We start from the raw sequence: 19,988 nt of genomic DNA, 5'->3' as shown, positions 1-19,988 counted from the left end.
ATAGGTGGCCGGGACGTCACCATCCTGCAGCGGCAACAGGCGTTTCTCGGCTTTCTGGCCAAGCGCATCCTCGATCGCACCGATGAAATCGAGTAACTGTACCGGGTTATTGTTACCAATATTAAAGACGCGATAAGGCGCGTTGCTGGTGGCCGGATCAGCTTCATCCGATACGTAGGCGGGATTCGGCTCGGCGGTACGGTCGAGGACGCGAATTACACCTTCGACGATGTCATCGACGTACGTGAAATCACGCTTCATGTTGCCAAAATTGAAGACGTCGATCGGCCGGCCTTCGAGGATGGCCTTGGTGAACAGGAAGAGCGCCATGTCCGGCCGGCCCCAGGGACCATAGACCGTGAAGAAGCGCAGGCCGGTGGTCGGCAGGCCGAAAAGATGGCTGTAGGTGTGCGCCATCAGTTCGTTGGCTTTCTTGGTCGCGGCGTACAGGCTGACCGGATGATCGACGCTGTCAGCTTCCGAAAACGGCATCTTTTCGTTGCCGCCATAGACGCTGGAGCTGCTCGCATAGACCAGGTGGGCGACGCTGGCGTGACGGCAACCTTCGAGCACGTTCATGAAGCCTACGATGTTGGCGTCGATGTAGGCATCGGGGTTCTGCAGCGAGTAACGCACGCCGGCCTGGGCCGCGAGATGAACAACGCGGTCAAAACCTTCCGCCGCGAACAGCGTCGCCATGCCGGGGCGGTCTTCGACCCCCATCTTCACGAAGCGGAACGCCGGATGAGGCGTCAGCCGCGACAGCCGGGCTTCTTTCAGCCGCACGTCGTAGTAGTCGTTCAGGTTGTCCAGCCCGACCACCTCGTCGCCGCGTTCGAGCAGGCGCTGCGCAACATGCATGCCGATGAAACCGGCAGCGCCGGTGAGCAGGATTTTCATGGGTGGGTCCTCATGGCCTGCCGATCGCCGAATACTCGATGCCGAAGCTGCGTGGCAGCGCCGGCTCGTACAGGTTGCGCCCGTCGAAGATCACCGGCTGCTTGAGCATCGTGCGGATCCGCTCGAAGTCCGGGCTGCGGAATTCCTTCCACTCGGTCACGATCACCAGCGCGTCCGCGCCATCCAGCGCGTCCATCGGCTTGTCGGCGTAGGTGAGCCGAGGCTCGTCGCCGTAGATGCGCCGCGTCTCCGTCATCGCCACCGGGTCATACGCCGTGATCGTGGCACCCCGCCTGAACAGCTCGCCGATCACGACCCGGCTGGGTGCTTCGCGCATGTCGTCGGTGTTCGGCTTGAACGCCAGGCCCCACAGCGCGAAGCGCCGGCCGGACAGGTCTTCACCGAACTTCGCGACGATCTTGTCCACCAGCACCAGCTTCTGCGCGTCGTTGGCGTCTTCGACCGCCTGCAGCACCTTCAGCGCCTGCCCTTCGTCGCGCGCGGTGCGGATGAGCGCCTTGACGTCCTTCGGAAAACAGCTGCCTCCATAGCCGCAGCCGGCGTACAGGAAGTGGTAGCCGATGCGCGGGTCGCTGCCGATGCCCTGGCGCACCATTTCGATGTCGGCCCCCATTCGGTCGGCCAGCAGTGCGAGCTCGTTCATGAAGCTGATGCGCGTGGCCAGCATCGCGTTGGCCGCATATTTCGTCAGTTCGGCGCTGCGCACGTCCATCACCACCAGCTTGTCGCGGTTGCGCTGGAACGGTGAATAAATGGCGCGCATCAGGTGAATGGCGCGCTCGTCGTCGGCACCGATGACGATACGGTCCGGCCGCATGAAGTCGTCCACCGCTGCGCCTTCCTTCAGGAATTCCGGGTTGGATACGACCGCGAATTCCATCTCGAGGCCGCGTTTGCCCAGCTCGTCGGCGATCGCCGCCTTGACCTTGTCGGCCGTGCCCACCGGCACCGTGCTCTTGTCTACAACCACCTTGTAGTCGGTCATCAGCCGGCCGATGTTGCGCGCCGCCGCCAGCACGTACTGCAGGTCGGCCGAGCCGTCTTCGTCCGGCGGCGTGCCCACCGCAATGAACTGGATGGTGCCGAAGCGCACCGCCTCGGCCACGTCGGTCGTGAAATGCAGCCGCCCCGCTTCGACGTTGCGCGCCACCACCGCATCGAGCCCCGGCTCGTGGATCGGAATGCCGCCTTCCTTCAGGATGCGGATCTTCTCCGGATCAAGGTCCAGGCACAGCACGTCGTTGCCCATCTCGGCCATGCAGGCCCCGGACACCAGGCCCACGTAGCCGGTGCCGATTACGGTGATTTTCATTCAGGACATCCGGCAAAAATTGAATTCGTTCAGGACCCGGCAACACGCGAGGTCATTCGGCATCGAGCGCTGCCAGCAGCGCCTGCAATGTTGCTTCGCCCAGGCGCCTGCTGCGTGCTGCCGACCAGCCAAACAGCCCGTCCGGCAGGTTGGCGTTGTCCTTGAAAGGCATTTCCAGCGTCAGCGAGAGGCAGCCGAACTGGTGAAACACCCACTTCGAAGCCAGCGTCAGCATTTCGTCGCTGAAGCGATCCTGCGCATAACCGCGCTCAGTCTGGAAATCCGGCGTGACGGCACGCAAGGTGTCCGAAAATCGCTGCTCGGCCCGTGCATGTACCTCGGTGAAACCCGGCACCATTCCGTTGCCGTCGACAAAGACGAAAGGCAGTGTCTCGTCGCCGTGGATGTCGAGGAACACGTCAACGCCGGTGCCCAGCATGCGCGCCCGAACCAGGGCCACTTCCGGGCTGTCGGTCATGTCCGGCTCGCGCCAGGCGCGGTTCAGGTTGACGCCGCGCGCGTTGGTGCGCAGGTTGCCGCGCACCGAACCATCCGGATTCATGTTCGGCACCACGAAGAAGCAGGCACGTTCGAGCAGCCTGCGCGACACCGGGTCGGACGTGTCGTAAAGCCGCTCAAGCAGCCCTTCGACGAAAAACTCCGTCATGGTTTCACCCGGATGTTGCCGGGCAATGACCCAGATCCTGCGCTTGCCGGGCGCCGCACGACCGATCGTGATCAGATTCAGGTCGCGTCCGTCAGGGGTGGCGCCGAGGTCGCTGACCGTGGCCACCGGCGAGGCATCTGCCGTGCCGAGCAGGTCAAGATGGCGTTCCCACGGGAAAGGTTCGAAGTAGGCGAAATAGACGCTGTCGAAATCCGGCGTCAGGCCGAACACGTAGCGCTGGCCATCGTAATGGCCGGACTGCAGGCGGAACCAGTTGCGCCGGTCATACGACACTACGACGCGGTAGCCTTCCCAGCCACCCGGAAAGGTGGCCTGCCCGGCGTTCTCGAACACCAGCGTGCAGGCCTGCGCGCGTGCGCCCTGCAGGCGGAAGTGAAACCACTGACGGACGTCGGCCGTGTTGTCGTCACGCAGCCGAAGGCGGATATTCGTAGGGTCCGACGCATCGACGACCTCGATGGCGCCGCTGTCGAACTGGCTGCTTATTCTGATCAAGGGTGCGCTCCAAAGTGATCCGCGAACGAGTATACCGGCCGACTCGCCGGCCCGGCTTGGTAGAATCCGCGCTCAGCTTCCGGACCCCGATATGAAACGCACCCGATTTTCCCGCCGTGGCGGCCTCGGCCAGGACGCCGCCCAGCTCACCCGTCTCGCCGACGGACTGGCGTTATCTGCCAGCCGTGTCGAAGACCGCTATTGGGAGTCGCGACTGACCGAACTGGTGGCCCGCCTGCTGGCCGACCGCAACGAAGAAACGCTCAGTGGCGCGCTCGATCACCTGTGGAAGGACAATCCGGCCGCCTATGACGAACTGGCCGATGCGATCGAAGCAGGCGTCGAATGCGGCCTGCCCGGCAAGACCGCGCAGGACTGGGATGCGGTCGTGTTCACCGCCCCGCTGCTTGCATGGTCGCGCTTTTCCATTCCGGCCGGTCCGATCGCCGCGCCGCTGCTCGACACGCTGCGCACGCAGCTCGGTGCTCACGTGATGAGTGCGCACGCGAAGATCGCACTGGCCGATTACCTGTTCAGCCCGGATCAACTGCCGCGCGGCTATGTCGAAGCGCGCGACCTGAGCGACGATCTGGGCGAAGCTGCGCTGGCCGGTACCGACCTGAAGCTGGAAACCGGATCCATGGGTGAAACCAACAGCTTCCTGTCGGACACCCGCTACCTGATCGGCATTGCCATTGCGCCACGCGGCGCGGCACTGTTTCGCTGGCAGGAGGACGACGGTGCGCGCGAGGATGCGGTCAAGCAATGGCAGACCCAGGGCGCTGCGGCGCTGGCACCGATGATGCAGGGATGTGCCTACGAATTGCTGGCGCCGAACGCCTTCCATACGGCCTGCCGCGATGCCGATCGCGCCTCGCGTGCCTATTCGCTGCATGCCTCGGTGTCTTTCCTCGAAGGCGCGCTCAACACGAAGGCAAGTGGTCTGCGCGCCATCATCGCGCCGTTCCACGACCAGCAGCTGGAGGAATACCGCATCAGTTTCACCGTCGGCGAATCGAATGAAGTCGTGCACGGTGTCGTGTGGGCACTGCTCGGCGCGGAGGACGAAGAAAGCGACATCGTCGGCGAGATCGAAGGCGTGTTGCGCAGCTGCGGTGTGACTGACATCCTGGTGCTCGACCACCGCATGCCGATGGAGTTCTGCGACGACTGCGGCGCCCCGATGTACGCCGACGCAGACGGCCAGCCGGTGCACGCCGGCCTGCCGGAAGACGGCGAACAGGCGCCTTCACAGCTGCATTGAACCAGGCGGCTGCCCCGATGCAGGGACAAGGAAACTTCGGTTCCGGACTTGCTCGCGTCGTTCGCGAAGGCGAGAAATCCGCCACACGCCGAGGTTCCCGATCTGATGAGCGTGTTCGAACGCGCGGCGGGCGCAGCGCCCGGGAATGCTGCGGACAGTTCGCATTACGCCGGGCCGAGGGCTTTACCGCGCCCAAGGTGCCGTCAGGTCACAACCAAGAGCCCGGCCCCGAGAAAACGTCGTCACACGACGCCATGTATGCGACAGGCTCAGAACGGCACTTCGGCATCAAGCATCGTTGGCGCGATTTCATCCGAGGCCAAGAACACCCGCTGGATTTCCTTGAGCAGTGTTCCGGAAGATGAATGTAGCGAGTGATCTCCCGCTGTGAACAAGTTTTGGTACAACAATGGGAATGACTAGAAGTACGACTTTTACGTATCTGAAACCCGGAAAAGTTAGCTTTCTCTTGCTTGGCCGCCATCCGGACGCTAACTTTCCCGTATCTGAAACACGGGAAGGTTAGCGACAATGCCGCTTCATCTCGTCGGCGAGACCATCGACAAGACCCGCAGCCACTATCTGGCCGGGACGGGCAAGCTCGTACAATTGATGCGGGGCATCTATGTTGATGCCGCCGACGACATCGATCGAACCGTTCTCGCCCACGCCGTCCGCATCGGCCGTTACCTCTATCCCAATGCTTACCTCTCGGCGGTCAGCGCCGTTCTGCTGGGGCCGACCCGCGATGGTCGCCTCTACCTGACCGGGCCGCGCGTACAGCGCACCCGCATCCGGGCACTGGAAATCGTTCAGAACAAGGCTCCCGCGAAGCCCTCTCTCGCTTCCGCCGCCGTTGCCGACAGCCTGGGCGAGTTCGCCGTCAACGTGTCTTCGATCCGTCAGAGGTTTCTGGAAGCCTTTCGCCTGCGCAGCGAACATGCCGCGTCCATCGATGCAGCGACACGCGAGGCCATCGCCGCCCGCCTTGTCGAGGAGTACGGCGGCGCGAAGGCCGCGAGTGATGCCGTGTGGGCGCTGGCCCGCGAAAACGACTGGTGCCGCGAGGGCAAGGGAGCCGAAAGATTCTTGCTGCGCGGCCCCTCGATGGCGCCCCCGCGCAACGAGGCCGCGTTCGCCCTGACCGTGGCGTGGCATGGCCTGCCCATCGGCACCCTCGTTCATGACGGATTCGAATGGCGGTGGTCCGAGACCGCCAGCGGCACGCCTGTGCCGCCAGTTGTTCGCCAGACGATGCCAGGCAGGTTGCCGCCCTTCATGGTCTCTCTGCTGCCGGAAGGCTGGCTGGAGAGCGTCTTGCACGACCGCGACGAGCGGGCCATGCTTCGCTCGGGCAGGCGCTACATGTCCAACATCACGGTGGCAGAGAACGCAGATGAGCTTGCCACCCTGCCGCTCGATATGCTCGCAACGCCGCTCGCCGCCCATACAGCGGCCGGTGTGTTCACAGGCACCTATGCCGGGCCCGTTCGCAGCGCGATGGAGCAGGACTTCGAACGCAATCTCGCCACGATCTACGACCGCACCGATACGCCGCGCCTCTCGGGCGTACAGATCAAGGCACCGATGACGCTCGACCCGGACGGCAGGCTTTCGCCAAGCACAGGTACGCCGTTCACCCACATCCTGAAGCCCGCCGGGACCAGCGGCTTCGAGGCCTTGCCGCTGGTCGAATGGGTCGGCCTGACTTTAGCGAGGGAGGTCGGGTTCGTTGTTCCGGCGACGGCACTGATTGCGATGCCCGATGAGATGCCTCCCGCTCTTCTCGTCGAGCGGTTCGACATTCGCACGGGTGCGAACGACAAGCGCCTGCTGGCGATGGAAGACCTGTGCTCGGTGCTTGATCTCTCGCCAAAGGCCAAGTACGACGGCACCATCGAGCGTGTGGCACGCGCCCTCAGGGGCCTGTCCACATTGCCCGACGAGGACCTTCTGATTCTGATGAAGCGCGTCGTGTTCGCCTGGCTCATCGCGGACGGCGACATGCACCTCAAGAACATGGCCGTTCTGAAGATCGCCGAACCCGGCGATCCGGCCTTCCGCAGCGTTCGCTTGGCGCCCGTCTACGACATGCTGACCACCCGCGTCTTTCCCCGCCTCGAACACGACCGTATGGCGCTGAAGCTCAACGGCAAGGACGAACGACTCAAGCGAGCCGACTTCCTCGCGGTCGCTGCGATAGCAGGACTTCGTGCGTCGGACACCAACGCCGCTATCGACGACGTTCTGGACAGGATGCGGGCTGCCGTTGCCGTGATCGCGTTGCCCAAGCTTCCCGGCTACGGGCCGTCCGGTGAGGCTGCTGTCACCCGAACGCTCGAGATCTGCCGGGAACGGATTGCCACGTTCGCGTGACCGGGCTTGCCGCGCCTAGGAGCCTGTCCTAGAAGTCGCCATCCGGGCCTCGGTCAGGCCGTGCGCGAGCGCGCTCGCGGGACAGGGCCAGGGTCTGACCTTCCTCGTCCTTCTCTGGCGTTGCGACGCCATCCATATGGTCCAGAAGATCAAGCGCCCACAGCATCGCCGCATAGACCGCAATTCCCGTCGATGCCTTGCCGTGCTCTGCGTCGGCAACAGCACGCACGCCTGTACCGATCTTCTCGGCCACGTCTTCGATCGTCAGGTTCCGCCGCAGGCGCGCCGTGCGCAGGTTCGCGCCCAGACGCTTGAGCGTCTGTTCGACGGGATAAGGCGGTGCGGCCAGCAGCTTGTTCCGGGCGGTCATAAGTCATCGATACGAAGGGCGCTTCAACCATCGGATACCATGCTGATCGGGTCGAGCTCGAATGAGCAAGCCCTCAAGAGCATTCTAAGCCGTATAAAATGCTCTTGAAAGACGATTAATGCTAAAGTCAATACCGCTGGTGGCCGAAAAGCCCGCCAGCGGCGACGAAGAGGCGATGTGCAACAGGCTATGAGCACATTCTGGAATGCGTACCAGCGGGGAAAGAGTCGAGATGTCAGAAGGTCTGATCGCAGAGCAGGTAGGGCGAAGAAGGACCTTTGCCATCATTTCCCACCCGGACGCGGGCAAGACCACGCTGACCGAGAAACTGCTGCTGTTCGCCGGCGCGATCCAGATCGCCGGCAGCGTGAAGGCGCGCAAGGCGGCGCGTCATGCCACGTCGGACTGGATGGAAATCGAGAAGCAGCGCGGCATTTCGGTGGCCAGTTCAGTGATGCAGATGGAGTACCGCGACTGCGTCGTCAACCTGCTCGACACGCCGGGTCACCGCGACTTCTCGGAAGACACCTACCGCGTGCTGACGGCCGTGGATGCCGCACTGATGGTGATCGACGCCGCCAACGGCGTAGAAGCGCAGACGCTGCGCCTGCTCGAGGTGTGCCGCGCGCGCAATACCCCCATCATCACCTTCATCAACAAGATGGACCGCGAAGTGCGCGCGCCGCTCGACCTGATCGACGAACTCGAACGCACGCTGGGCATGGACGTCGCCCCCTTCACCTGGCCGCTCGGCATGGGCAAGGAGTTCGCCGGCGTCTATGAAATGCACGCCGACCGCATGCGCGTGTTCCGCGCGGGTGAAGACCGTATTTCGGGCAAGGAAGAAACATTGCAGGGTCTGGACAATCCGGAAATCGCGAAGCGCTATCCGACGCAGCTGGACACCGCGCATCACGAGATTGACCTGGTGCGCGACGCCGCACCGCCGTTCGACGAGGCGGAATTTCTGGCCGGCCGGCAGACACCGGTGTTCTTCGGCTCGGCAATCAACAACTTCGGCGTCAAGGAGGTGCTGGACGCGCTGGTCGAACTGGCGCCGCCGCCCGGCGCCCGCCCGGCCATCCAGCGCCGGGTCGAGCCGAACGAAGCGAAGTTGACCGGCGTCGTGTTCAAGATCCAGGCCAATATGGATCCGTCGCACCGTGACCGCATCGCCTTCGTGCGCGTGTGTTCCGGCCACTTCCAGCGCGGCATGAAGCTCAAGGTCAGCCGCAACGGCAAGGAAATCCGGCCGAACAATGTGGTCACCTTCCTGTCGCAGCGGCGCGAACTGCTGGAAGAAGCCTACGCCGGCGACATCATCGGCATTCCGAACCACGGCACGCTGCAGCTGGGCGACACGCTGACCGAAGGCGAAACGCTGCAATTCACCGGCCTGCCCTTCTTCGCACCCGAATTGTTCCAGGGTGTGGAGATACGTGATCCGTTGAGAACCAAGCAGTTACGTTCAGGTCTTGAGCAACTGGGTGAAGAAGGTGCCATCCAGGTTTTCCGCCCGCTGGCTGGCGGCAGCCTGTTGCTGGGTGCGGTCGGTCAGCTTCAGTTCGAGGTTGTGATCCACCGGCTGAAGGCCGAATACGGCGTCGATGCGCGGCTGGAGGGCACCCGATACAGCATGGCACGCTGGGTAACCTGCGACGACGAACGCGAACTGAAGCGCTTCATCGATGCCAACGCGCACCGCATTGCCTACGATGCCGTCAACGCGCCGGCCTTTCTGGCAACGATGAATGCCGAACTGCGGGTGGCGCAGGAAAAATGGACGAAGATCAAGTTCCACGCGATGCGCGAACATGCGGGCCTGATGTTTGCCAGTCACTGAAGCAAGCGAGAACTACTGCCCCATCGGCATGATGCCGTTGCCGACCAGCACCTGGGTCACGGTACCGTCGGCGCTGGTGGCGAAACTGACCGACGTGTTGGGCGGGATGTCGGCAAGCGTCCGGCCCTTGCCCAGCCGACCCTGTTTATCGACGATGAAGATGACGGTATTGGCGTTTCCCTTGTAGCGCTTGCCGTTGATCGTCATCGCGCCGGTGGCGGTATCGATGCTGCTGACGTAGCCCTGCTGTTCATACAGCGACGGATTCGACAACGGGTGCAACGGCTCGGCCGCCTGCAGCGGCAGCGTGGCCGCGGCACACAGCGATGCGGCGATGATGTGGCGGAAGGTCAGGCTCATGTTCAGTCTCCGATGATTTCTTTCCAGGACATCCGGCCGGCGCGCAAGCCGTCGGACACCGTGCGCGAACGTGCGGTGCCGTCCGAGCCGCCGACGATCTGCTGCTTGCCGATCTGCAGCGGGCTGCCAGGCAGGCTGTCCGTGCTGTAGCCGCTGCCGACGACACGGCGGCTCGTGTTGCCTTCGGTGTGCGTCACCTGGTCGCCGGCATCGACGATGCCATTGCGGCTGAAATCGAACACGTCGAAATCCTGTCGGCCGCCGGTGAACGGATTCACCCCCAGCACCCAGCCGCGGCCACCGGGCTCGCACGGGTTGCTGCTCGGAATCAGCGTGCTGACAAACAGGGTCGTGGCGCCCAGTAACGGCGGGTTGATGATGCGCTCGCCTTCGGCGCCCGCCGTCGGCGACTGCAGGTCCATGTACCAGCCCCGTTTGCCGCTCATGCTGGTGCCGCCGGTGGTGTCACCCGGCTTGGAAACCACACGGTAATTGTCGCCCTGCCCGGTCGAGCCCTCCTGAAGGATGACGCGCTGGGCCAGATTGCTGCGACTGCCAATCCGGCTGCCGGTGTCGTTTACGCCGTACCAGGTCTGCGTGGCCGTGCTGCCCGGATCGGATGTCGCCAGGTAGCGTCCGGTACCGAAGTAGATCCACAATTTCCGATCCGCCGGATTGAAGCCGATGCTGACGCCGCCGGTGATCGGCTGCACTGCATTGGTCGAACTGCGCGCCGTAAACAGCGGCTGCGGCACGGCAACGGTACCGTAGCCGCTGCGCCACTGCGCCGGGTCGCTGTTGCTCACGTCGAATTTCCACAGATTGCCGAGCAGGTCGCCGGCGTAGAAGTAGTCGAAATCGCCGTCGCGGTCGACATCGACGCCCTCGGCCGCCGCCAGACCGTTGGGCGAGGTGCTTGAACCCTCGAGGGTGTCGATGCGCTGCACCAGTGCGCCGTTGGCGATGTCGAGCACCAGGAGCACGGCACGCTCGTTGGTGCTGTTGTAGCCATTGCCGATCACCACCGCCCAGTTGCCGTCATTCATGCGCGCAATGACCGGGTTGCCGACGGTCTGGCCGAGATCGGCGTGGGTGTATTCCCACAGCACCTTGTTCGCCCCGAAGCTGTCGGGGTTCGTTACGTCCAGTGCATAGACCGTCTTGCCACCGCGGCCCTGCGTGCCGATGAGCACGGTGCGCCAGGCGCCGGAAAAATAGACCTCGGCCACAACCGGCGAGCCGTCATTCATGAACTTGTGGACGTATTCCGGATTGGTCAGCAACTTCATCGTGCTGAAGGCACCGGTCGGTACGTAGGCAAAGCGCTCTTCCCCGGTGCGCGCATCGAAGGCATGCAACATGCCGTCATTGGCCGCCACGTAGACCATTTCACGGCGGCTGGCCACCGCCGTGCGATGCGCCTGATAGCTGCTTGCGCCGGTCCAGCCGAAGCGTTCCAGCCGCAGGTCGGTGACCGCACCTACATAGGCCGGCAGCGAATTGACGATGTCACCCAGCACGCTGGTGCGGTTGCGCAAGGTGCCGCCATTGCGCGCCTCGCCGGTGGTCGCCCCGCGCAGGTAGTCCAGCGTGGCGGACGTACCGATTGCGGTGCGCTGGGCCGCACTCAGATTGGCCCACTGAAACGTGATGCCGGCGGTACCCGACCACGTGTAGATGCTGCGGCTGGCTGCCGTGGGGATGTGTTCCGACGCCTTCCAGGACGGCGTTGCTGCAAGCGTGCCATCGGTATTGATGCGCGTGGCAACGAGATCGCCGGTCCAGCTGCCACCGACGAAGCGCGACTGGAACAGCAACGTGTTGCTGGTCAGCGATGTGCTGGTGGCGGTGACATTACCGGATGAAGCGACCCGTTCGCTGATGTCGGTCAGCACCGCCGACAGGCCATCGGTGAATTGCTGCGGATCGGACGCATTCACGAACGCGCCGCGCCCGTTGATCGTCGCGTGCCACAGGTCATCGAGCTTGGCAGGCGAGCTGTTGGCCGGATCGGGCCAGCTCTTGGTGCCGGCGGTAAGCGCCGGCAGGTCGGTCGCCGGGTCCAGCGTGCCGCTGACGCCCAGTGACAGGCCGAAGGTCACCATGTGCTGCCAGTTGGCGCTGTCGCGCGCGCTGGTCGGCACGTTGTCGGCGATGCCGGTACGCAGATCGCGCTTGTAGTAGTGCATCGCCACATCGGCCAGTGTATTGCTGTGCGAGTCGCGATAGGGACGCGCTTCGGTTCCATCGGAGTTGCCGATCGCATTCAGTGCGAACGCATCGCTCCAGTAGCCATCGGTGGTCAGAATGGTGAAGGACTGCCGGCAGGTCAGCGGGTTGGCGTAACCGGTCTGGCGCCAGGGGTCATCGTTGCCGGTCTTGGTTTCGTAGTAATTGCCGGCCCAGTTCAGTGCGGTACGCAGCGGCGTACCGTTGGTGTCGATGTCAGTATCCAGCAGTCGACTGAACCAGGTTTCACGATTGGTGCCTGTAAATCCGCCACTGGTCGGGATCAGGAACTGGCCGGCACCGTTGATCGTGCGAAAGCCGACGCGGAAGTTTTCGCCCAGCTGGCCGAATGCAATCGACGCACCCGCCCGCGCGGTCAGCACCCGGCTGCGGTAGTAGGTGAACCAGTTGGCGAAATTCTGCGTTTCCTCCGCCACGGTGCGCGTTGCTCCGTTGGGCCAGGTGAAACTCGTGATTTCGACTTCACCCGCGGTGATCGGGTCACGCCTGTAGGCGCGTGTGCCGCGGATCTGGTACTTGGTGTAGTTGGCCGCCGAGACGCGTGAGCCATTTCCGCGATAGATGTAGAAGGTGACCGGCCAGAAGCTCTGGTTGCACGCATTCACGCAACTGTAGGCGGCCGAGTTCAGGTTGGTATTTGTCGTGTTGGCGAACCAGCGTGCCGACTGTGTCTGTTCCGCTGTGAGATCCAGCGTACCGCGCGTCGTGTCCGCAGGGTTGTAGGGCGCCGCAGTGGTGCTCGCATTGCCGAACGATGCACCGGTATGCGTCAGCCATGGGCGGTAAGCCACCTGCGGGTTGTAGAACACCGCGTTGTTGTCGGGCGAGCGCCCGAAGAAATTGTGGATGTTGGTGTCCTGGAAGGTCGGGGCCCGCCGCTCATACATATCTGCGCCGTAAAGACTGTTCGGGGGCGGAAACAGGTAGTACGAAAAGTACAGGTTTTCGTCCGGCATCACTTCCCATTGCATCGAGCCCGAGTCATCGAGCAGGAACATGAGGTTGGGCGCGACGGCGCTGCCGACCACCAGCGGTGCGTCAGCGATGTCGACCACGGCGCGGGCCGGCGTACTTGCCAGGAGTGAGGCGAACTGCACTGCGGCGACCAGCAGGCCGGCAAGCTTTCGATTGATGTGAATCATGGTCTGTATGTGGTCTGCAGCAGCACGGCGGGCCGACCGGCGACCGGCGCACTGCGGGCCGTGATGCGGTAGCGTGGTTTGAGGCAATCGGAGGCGATCGTCGTGACCGTGTCGCAATCCGGCGTCGATGGCCAGAGGCCAAGATCTTCGATCAGGTACTGCGGAACGCCGGCCGCCTTGGCGCGCGTATCGGCATCGGCCGCTTCCCACCAGACCGTCGCCGACGCCCACACGGCGGCCGGATCCTCCCAGCGATTGAGGAATGAATTCGCGCCCGGTGTCGGCTTGGCATACAAGCCATTGACGGTGCCGTTGAATGGCCCGGCAGCGCCGCTCGCCAACAGGGCTTCCGCCTCGCGCAGCGATGATTCGGCCGCCTGGAAAGCGATCGCACGGTCGTACAGATTGGCGCTCATGCGCTCCTGCATGCCGGTGCCGCGCATGCTGGCCAGACCGAGCAAGGTCACGGCGAGCAGCAGCATCAGCGCAACAACCAGCGTCACACCGCGTTGCCGGGCGGGCAGCATCACGTTCATGACATCCGGTTCCTGAGCATGACCACGTGAGTCATCGTGCGTCGCACGCGGTCGGCCGCGGTCGAGGGGCGGTCAGGTTCGTCGATGATCAGCCGCAGACGCACACCGAGCACGGCGTTCCAGTCTGTTACCGCCGTCGCGGCGACGTAGGCAGTCGCGCCTTCGGGCAGGTAGTCGACCTGCAGGTCGACCACGCCGTCGATCACCTCTTCGGCAACCAGCGTCAAGCTTCCCGCGTTGTTCTGCGGTGCCACGCGATACAGCGAACGCGACGTGGTGGTGGTGCGTCCGTTATTGCCGACGTACCAGGCGAGTGACTCAAGGCGCATCGCCACTGCGTTGGCTTCGAAGCGATAGGTCTGACCGCTCGCGCTGCAGTCGGGCGGGTCGGCAAAACCCAGCCCGCGCGTGCAGTTACCGGGCAAGCCCGCGTTGCGATGCTCGATCTGGGTGCCATTGGCGTCGGTCACCTGGAACAGGCTGGCCTGGCTGAAATTGCACACGATGGCCAGATCGCCGGTGGCGAGCGTCCGGTTGGCCGGGCTGAAGGTGATCATCTGGGTCGCGGTATCGTGCGCCGACACGGTCTGCGGCTGGCTGCCGGTGCGCATAACCTGCAGCGCCGACGTACCGGCCACGCGCTGGCCTGCAGCGGTGCCAAACGGCGCACCGGCAAAGGCCTGGCTGCCACCGTAACCGCGCAGACCACCGTTCCATTGCGTCCACCACAGCGAGGCGGGATTGTTCAGCACATTGACGAACTGCAATGCGCCGCCGCAGGAGTTCAGGCCGGCATCGCGGATGTCGCGCGCCAGCAGCTCGAAGCCGGTGCGCGCGGCCTCCTGGATGCGCGACAGCCCTTCGGTCACGTTGTAGGTCTGCCGGTTCGACAACACGAGCCCGATCGCGGTCCCCGTGATGAACAGGCCGATGGCGAGCGCAATCATCAACTCGATGAGCGTGCGGCCCTGCTGTGCGTGCAGGCGCATCACAGACGCGCCTCGATCCGGAACATCTGGTTGGCGGAGCCGCCACGGGCGCGGCTGTCGTCCCAGCGCACGGTGATCATGCAACTGCCGGTCGCCCCACCGGTGCAGGCCACGCCGCCGCAGGCCGAACTGCCCATGCTGGTCTGCAGGTCGGCGATCCAGTTGGCCAGTTGCGTTTCGGCAAAAGTACCGGCGGCCGGCGGCGTACAGGCATTGTCGGCCAGCGCGAGGTTGTAGCTGCCGCTGCGCGCGGCGGCCACATCGGCGCGCAGCCGGTCGATCATCGTATAGGCACCGAGCACAGCGGCGCTGCGTTCGTAGGAGCTCTGGTTGGAACGCAGCGAAGCCATCTGCAGCGCCGCCATGCCGAGCATGCCGACCGACAGCACGAACAGCGCAACCGCCACTTCGATCAGCGAAACACCCGCCTGCGCCTTCATCAGGTATCTCCCGGCGCCGCGCAGCTGGCCGATGTGCTGCGCGCCACACCGATGCGACTGCCGCCACCCAGACGGACGTCTCGCGCATTGCTGGTCATGCCGTCGATGATCGTGCACAGACGCAGGGTGCCTGACTGCAGCATCGTTTGCCCCGGTGCACGGGCCAGGCCATCGGGCCGGTAGACCACGCGGTTGCCGCTGACCGCGAGCGCCGGGCTCGCCAGCACCCTGACCTGGTCGCCCGCGAACACATGGGTACGCACCACGACCTCGACCGGGTTGGTGGTGGCATTCGGGTTGTAGGCGCCACTGCCGTCGGCGTCGATGAACACCATCCAGCCGGCCCAGTTGCCGTCGGTATCGGTGACGCAGCCGCCTGCGGCATCGATCTGCCCCGCCGTCACCGCCGCCCGGCACAGTACGCTGCGCGCGTTGCCACGAATGGCTTCCGCACGCGCGCTGTTCATGCCGGCGATGAATTCATTGGTTTCGGCGGTCAGGCGATTCATCACGACCAGACTCTGGAAGGACGGCACGGCGAACGTGGTCACCACCGCCAGGATGGCAATGGTGATCATCAGTTCGATCAGCGTGAAGCCCGAAGCGGGCGAACGGCGAAACATCGGCGGACAAAGGGAAGGCGATCCCTCTGTTACGGCCACAGGCCTTGAAGCTTGAGTGCGCCCCGGGCGAGGCGCGCAAACTTGTGTGTCGTGTCAGCGCCAGCAGGCAGCCACGGGTTTTGTGCAGACTGTCGTTGCGCCGACGACTGTCGCAGCCTTCGTGCCGGTCTGATTCAGGCTGAGCGTGCAGCCGCACTTTCCGTCGTTGCTCGCCTGCCCACCCTGCGGCACAGCGGTGATCGTGTAGGTGCGTGCCGCAAGCGTCGGGACGGGAAAGGTGTAGAAATTGGCCAGATCGGTGGCGCACTGCTGGGCTGGAATCGTGGCGCCGGCATAGGTGAGCGTCGTGGTGTAGATACGCTCCAGAAACTGGGCACGCTCGGACAGGCAGGCCGCCGCCGTCGCGCGACGGCTATCGATGACGTATTGCGTGTAGTTCGGATAGACGATGGCCGCCAGAATGCCGATGATCGCCACGACGATCATCAGTTCGATCAGCGTGAAGCCGCGCTGGATGCTGTGGTGGATGTTCATGCGCACGTTGCAGGTCCCGGTATCAGTCATTGATCAGTTCGCGCCACGACAGCCGGCCGAAGATGTCCGGCAGGTTGAGGCTTTCGCACACCGTTTCGCCATTGGCCAGGCCGATCAGCACGCCGGCCTGCCCGCTGAGCGTCGTGCAGGGCGACCCGAGCGGCTGCCCACCGGTGCCACCGGTGCTGCCGCCACCGCTGACCGAACCGTCGCCGGCGGGTGCGTCGTTGCGCACCAGGATGGGTCGCGACGGGATGGAAAGCAGTCCGACACCGCTGACGTTGTAATTGACCGACGGCTGTCCCTCGACGCTGACGGTGACCGGTTCGCGGTTGATGAAAACATTATCCTGCAGCCGGCCACCGGTGTAGGGGTCGAGCGTCAGCAACCAGCCGTTGCCGCCCGGGCTGCAGGGGTCATCGGCCGGGATGGCGGTGGTGGCGAACAACGCGGTACTGAACGCCTGCACGCCGTAGAACATGCGCTCGCCCTGCTGGGTGCCGGTCGGCGGCAGCAGGTCGAGGTACCAGCCCTGCTTGACGTAATTGCCGTCGGCATTGAGCATCGCAGCACCGCCCGACGTGTCGCCCGGCGCCGAAATGACGCGAACGCGATTCGGATTGATGTCGGTCGTCTCCGGCGTGAAGAGCGCCGTTTCGAACAGCACGACGCGCTGCGCGAAGTTGCTGCGGCCGCTCACCGGCGAGGTCAGCGTATCCCCGAGGTAGTTGTCGTACAGCCCGTACCAGGTCTGCGTCGAGGTGTCGGCACGGTCGGTGCCGGCCAGGAAGCGGCCGGTACCGAAACTGATCCAGCGTACGCCGTCCGCCGGGTTCAACAGCACTTCGATGTTCGACGTGATGGCCTGCGGATTACCCGATGCATCGAGCGCGCGATAGAGCGGCATCGGTGCGTCCGTCGTGCCGAAGGCGACTTTCCACTCGCTGGCCACCGTCGACGACAGGTCAAAACGCCACACGTTGCCGCGCAGATCACCTGCGTAGGCGTAGTCCGCCGTGCCGTCGCCATCGTTGTCCCATTGCGTGATGTCGGCCAGGCCATTGCTGAGGCAGGGATTGTCGGTCAACACGCAGTCGCCGGTATCGATCTTGCGGATCAGCGCGCCGGTCACTGCATCGATCACGAACAGGAAGCCGCGGTTCTGGTCGCTGTTGTAGCCATTGCCGATCAGCACTGCCCAGCGGCCGTTGTTGAGCCGGGTCAGAACCGGATTGCCGATGAACTGGCCCAGATCCGCATCAGTGAATTCCCACAGGATGCTGTTGGTATCGAAGGTGGCCGGATTGGTGATGTCGAGTGCGAAAACCTGACGGCCGCCCCGACCCTGTGTGCCGACCAGCACGCTGCGCCACTGTCCGGTACCGCCCTCGCCGCTCTGATAGACATCACCGGCGCGCAGGAAACCGTCGACGATGAAACGGTGCGTGTAATTGGGCGAAGTCAGCGTCTTCATCGCGGGCAGCGCCGCACTCGGCACATAGGCAAAGCGTTCGATGCCGCTCGTCGCGTCGAACGCATGCAGCATGCCGTCGTTCGCGCTGACATACACCATCGCCGTACGCGCAGTGACCGGCGGTTCCACTGTGGAATCAGCGATCAGACTTTGGCGGAATGCCGGGTAGGTCGACGCACCTTCCCACGTGAAACGCTCATATGACAAGTTGTCCGGTGCGGCGACAAACACCGGCGACGAATGCACGATGTCACCGAGCACCGACAGGCGGTTGCGGAACGGCCCGCCCTGATCGACTTCCTGGGTACGTACGCCGCGCAGGTAATCGAGCACGGTGCTGTCGTCGCCCAGCTGTGCCTTCTGGGTGTCGCTGAGGTTGTCCCACAGGAAGCTGACACCCAGGGACGCGTTGCGGGTGTAGATATTGCGGCTGGCCGCTGCAGGCAGCTGTTCCGAGGCCTTCCACTGCGGCGTCGTGCCCAGGCCGCCAGAGGTCACCGTGTAGGCCCACAGGTCGCCGGTCCAGACCTCGCTGGTGAAGCGCGCCTGGAACACCTTGCTGCCTTCGCGCAGTTCGGTCGATGACACGCCGAGATTGGACGACGACGCCGTGCGCTGCACGATGGTATCCAGAGCGCCCTTCAGACCATTCGCGAATTCTTCAGGCGTCGCCGCACTGACGAACTTGCCGCGACCATTCACCGTTGCGTGCCACAGGTCGTCCAGCTTGCCGCTGTCGGTGGACGTGCTGGGCCACGACAACTCGCCCGAAGTGAGCCGCGGCAGGTCGGTGTCCGGATTCAGCGAGCCCTGCAGACCCAGCGCCACACCGAAGGTGACCATGTGCTGCCAGTCTGCCGGGTCGGCATCCGTGGTCGGCACGCGGTTGGCGATATCGGTGCGCAGGTCGTTTTTATAGTAGTACATCGCCACGTCGGCGAGCGTGTGCGAAACCTCATCTGCGTAAGGTGGGCCCTCTTTCTCGTCGGCATTCTGAATCAACGAATTGACGGTATCGACGCCGATGGGCGAATCGTTGTAGTAACCATCGGTGGTCAGAATGGTGAAGCTCTGGCGGCAACTGAGCAGGCCGTCCGGTTCGGCCGGACCCCACGGATCGTTGTCACCGGTGGTCGTGCGGTAGTACTCACCGGCGCGGGCAAGCGCCACGCGCAGCGGCGTGGTACCCGTGCCGCTTGAAGCAAACATGTTGTTGAACCAGGTTTCGCGATTGGTACCGGCAAAGCCACCGGTCAGCGGGATGTTCAGCTGACCCGTGGTGCCATTCAGCGGCCGGTAGCCGATGCGGTAGTTTTCGCCCAGCGTCGAAAACGCGGCGCTGACCCCGTTTTTCGCCGCGTCGCGACGGCTGCGACTGTAGGTGAACCAGTTGGCGAAGTTCTGCTTTTCCTCGGCGATGGTACGGGTCACACCACCGGCCCAGTTGAAGGTCGTGACCGCAGTCACCGAGCCATCAGCCAGATCGAGACGGTCTGCGTTATCACCGCGGATCTGGTAACGGTAATAATTTGCCTTCTCGAACTGCGAACCGGTGCCTTTGTAGAGATACCACGTCATCGGCCAGAATGTTTTGACACAGTTGTCCGTGTTGGTGCAAGGCGCCGACGGGGTTCGAGGCACATTGCCTGAATTGAATGAAAACGTCGTGGCCGTCGTATTGCTGACCCAGCAAGCCCGGGTTGACTGTTGAGCTGTCAGGTCGATGCCGGAAGCGGCCGATGGTGTAGCTTTCGCATTGGTTGGGTTTGAATTGTCGTACTGCGTGCCCTCCGGTCCAGTCCAACGCCGATAGGTCACTGCCGGGTTGTAATAAACTCGGTTGATCTGGCTCGTGCGCATCGCCACATTCAGAATATTTGCATCATCATAGTCAGGGATGAAGACGTTAGGATCTCGTTGTGGCAGCGTGCATGTACGTGTATTGCCAGGACCTGGGAGGATCGAACGCTCGAAGTCCCAGAGATTGACAAAACTGTCCGGCAACGCCTCCCAAAGCATCGAACCGGAATTGTCGAGAATCATCAGCACATTGGGCGCCGCCGTCACGTTCAGGATCAGCGGATTGTCGGAAATGGGCACCTGTGCCTGCGCGGGCGCACACGCCAGCCAGACCCCGACCACGCTTGCGCATGCAGCACGCAGGCCGGCAGTGGCGAAAGAACGAACAGCACTCATGATCGGAACTCCCGGTTCATTCTATGGACGGTAGGTGGTCTGCAAAGCGACATTCGGCCGCCCCTCGACCGGCGGCATGCGCGCGGTGATCCGGTAGCGCGGCCCGCGGCAAGCCGTACTGCCGCGGCGACCGCAGCCCGTGCCGTCCTCGAATTCACCCATGTATTCGATGATG

Annotated in this window: 15 protein-coding genes and 1 pseudogene; 3 read left to right on the top strand and 13 right to left on the bottom strand. The window is 63.8% G+C overall.

Annotation, left to right across the window (positions count from 1 at the left end):
* From Q8R75_RS11470 to Q8R75_RS11460, 3 genes are all read right to left on the bottom strand, one after another.
* Positions 1 to 900: NAD-dependent epimerase (locus tag Q8R75_RS11470; RefSeq protein WP_305663665.1), on the bottom strand; the 900-nt coding region annotated here is incomplete at its 3' end.
* Between the two features lie 10 nt (positions 901 to 910).
* Positions 911 to 2,233 (bottom strand): UDP-glucose/GDP-mannose dehydrogenase family protein, encoded by a 1,323-nt coding sequence (locus Q8R75_RS11465; protein WP_305612724.1) that lies wholly within the window; start codon positions 2,231 to 2,233, stop codon positions 911 to 913.
* A 52-nt stretch (positions 2,234 to 2,285) separates the two neighbouring features.
* A complete protein-coding gene (locus Q8R75_RS11460; RefSeq protein ID WP_305612726.1) occupies positions 2,286 to 3,416 on the bottom strand; it encodes a M14-type cytosolic carboxypeptidase in 1,131 nt (376 codons plus the stop codon).
* 91 nt (positions 3,417 to 3,507) lie between these two features.
* Between Q8R75_RS11460 and Q8R75_RS11455 the strand changes: the two genes are divergently transcribed.
* On the top strand, positions 3,508 to 4,680 hold the full coding sequence (locus Q8R75_RS11455) for a DUF2863 family protein (RefSeq protein WP_305612727.1): 1,173 nt from the start codon (positions 3,508 to 3,510) through the stop codon (positions 4,678 to 4,680).
* A gap of 531 nt (positions 4,681 to 5,211) precedes the next feature.
* Entirely contained in the window at positions 5,212 to 7,056 is a 1,845-nt protein-coding gene (locus Q8R75_RS11450; protein ID WP_305612729.1) for a HipA domain-containing protein, read from the top strand.
* A 28-nt stretch (positions 7,057 to 7,084) separates the two neighbouring features.
* Here Q8R75_RS11450 and Q8R75_RS11445 read toward each other — a convergent pair whose 3' ends face one another.
* Positions 7,085 to 7,426, bottom strand: coding sequence for a helix-turn-helix transcriptional regulator (locus Q8R75_RS11445; protein WP_305612730.1), 342 nt, complete (start codon positions 7,424 to 7,426; stop codon positions 7,085 to 7,087).
* Between the two features lie 232 nt (positions 7,427 to 7,658).
* Between Q8R75_RS11445 and Q8R75_RS11440 the strand changes: the two genes are divergently transcribed.
* Positions 7,659 to 9,269 (top strand): peptide chain release factor 3, encoded by a 1,611-nt coding sequence (locus Q8R75_RS11440; RefSeq protein ID WP_305626027.1) that lies wholly within the window; start codon positions 7,659 to 7,661, stop codon positions 9,267 to 9,269.
* A gap of 12 nt (positions 9,270 to 9,281) precedes the next feature.
* Here Q8R75_RS11440 and Q8R75_RS11435 read toward each other — a convergent pair whose 3' ends face one another.
* From Q8R75_RS11435 to Q8R75_RS11395, 9 genes and pseudogenes are all read right to left on the bottom strand, one after another.
* Positions 9,282 to 9,629 carry a hypothetical protein gene (locus Q8R75_RS11435; protein WP_305612476.1) on the bottom strand — a complete coding sequence of 116 codons (348 nt, stop codon included), beginning with the start codon at positions 9,627 to 9,629 and terminating at the stop codon, positions 9,282 to 9,284.
* A gap of 2 nt (positions 9,630 to 9,631) precedes the next feature.
* A complete protein-coding gene (locus tag Q8R75_RS11430) occupies positions 9,632 to 13,021 on the bottom strand; it encodes a PilC/PilY family type IV pilus protein (RefSeq protein WP_305612478.1) in 3,390 nt (1,129 codons plus the stop codon).
* Complete coding sequence (locus tag Q8R75_RS11425; RefSeq protein WP_305612479.1) at positions 13,018 to 13,557, bottom strand: PilX N-terminal domain-containing pilus assembly protein; 540 nt, start codon at positions 13,555 to 13,557, stop codon at positions 13,018 to 13,020. The genes Q8R75_RS11430 and Q8R75_RS11425 overlap by 4 nt, the downstream gene beginning before the upstream one ends.
* Complete coding sequence (locus Q8R75_RS11420; protein WP_305626026.1) at positions 13,554 to 14,546, bottom strand: PilW family protein; 993 nt, start codon at positions 14,544 to 14,546, stop codon at positions 13,554 to 13,556. The genes Q8R75_RS11425 and Q8R75_RS11420 overlap by 4 nt, the downstream gene beginning before the upstream one ends.
* Positions 14,546 to 14,986 carry a type IV pilus modification protein PilV gene (gene pilV / locus Q8R75_RS11415; protein ID WP_305612481.1) on the bottom strand — a complete coding sequence of 147 codons (441 nt, stop codon included), beginning with the start codon at positions 14,984 to 14,986 and terminating at the stop codon, positions 14,546 to 14,548. The genes Q8R75_RS11420 and pilV overlap by 1 nt, the downstream gene beginning before the upstream one ends.
* Positions 14,986 to 15,609: a GspH/FimT family pseudopilin gene (locus Q8R75_RS11410; RefSeq protein WP_305626025.1), complete on the bottom strand. Its 624-nt coding sequence runs from the start codon at positions 15,607 to 15,609 to the stop codon at positions 14,986 to 14,988. The genes pilV and Q8R75_RS11410 overlap by 1 nt, the downstream gene beginning before the upstream one ends.
* A 93-nt stretch (positions 15,610 to 15,702) precedes the next feature.
* Positions 15,703 to 16,173 (bottom strand): type IV pilin protein, encoded by a 471-nt coding sequence (locus tag Q8R75_RS11405; RefSeq protein WP_305612483.1) that lies wholly within the window; start codon positions 16,171 to 16,173, stop codon positions 15,703 to 15,705.
* Complete coding sequence (locus tag Q8R75_RS11400) at positions 16,166 to 19,195, bottom strand: PilC/PilY family type IV pilus protein (protein ID WP_305626024.1); 3,030 nt, start codon at positions 19,193 to 19,195, stop codon at positions 16,166 to 16,168. Before Q8R75_RS11400 ends, Q8R75_RS11405 begins: the two co-directional genes overlap by 8 nt.
* Before the next feature lie 639 nt (positions 19,196 to 19,834).
* Positions 19,835 to 19,988, bottom strand: a pseudogene (locus tag Q8R75_RS11395) (PilX protein); the annotation flags it as partial.

The organism is Methyloversatilis sp., assembly GCF_030696805.1.
Lineage (GTDB): Bacteria > Pseudomonadota > Gammaproteobacteria > Burkholderiales > Rhodocyclaceae > Methyloversatilis.
This window is presented reverse-complemented; position numbering and strand designations above follow the sequence as displayed.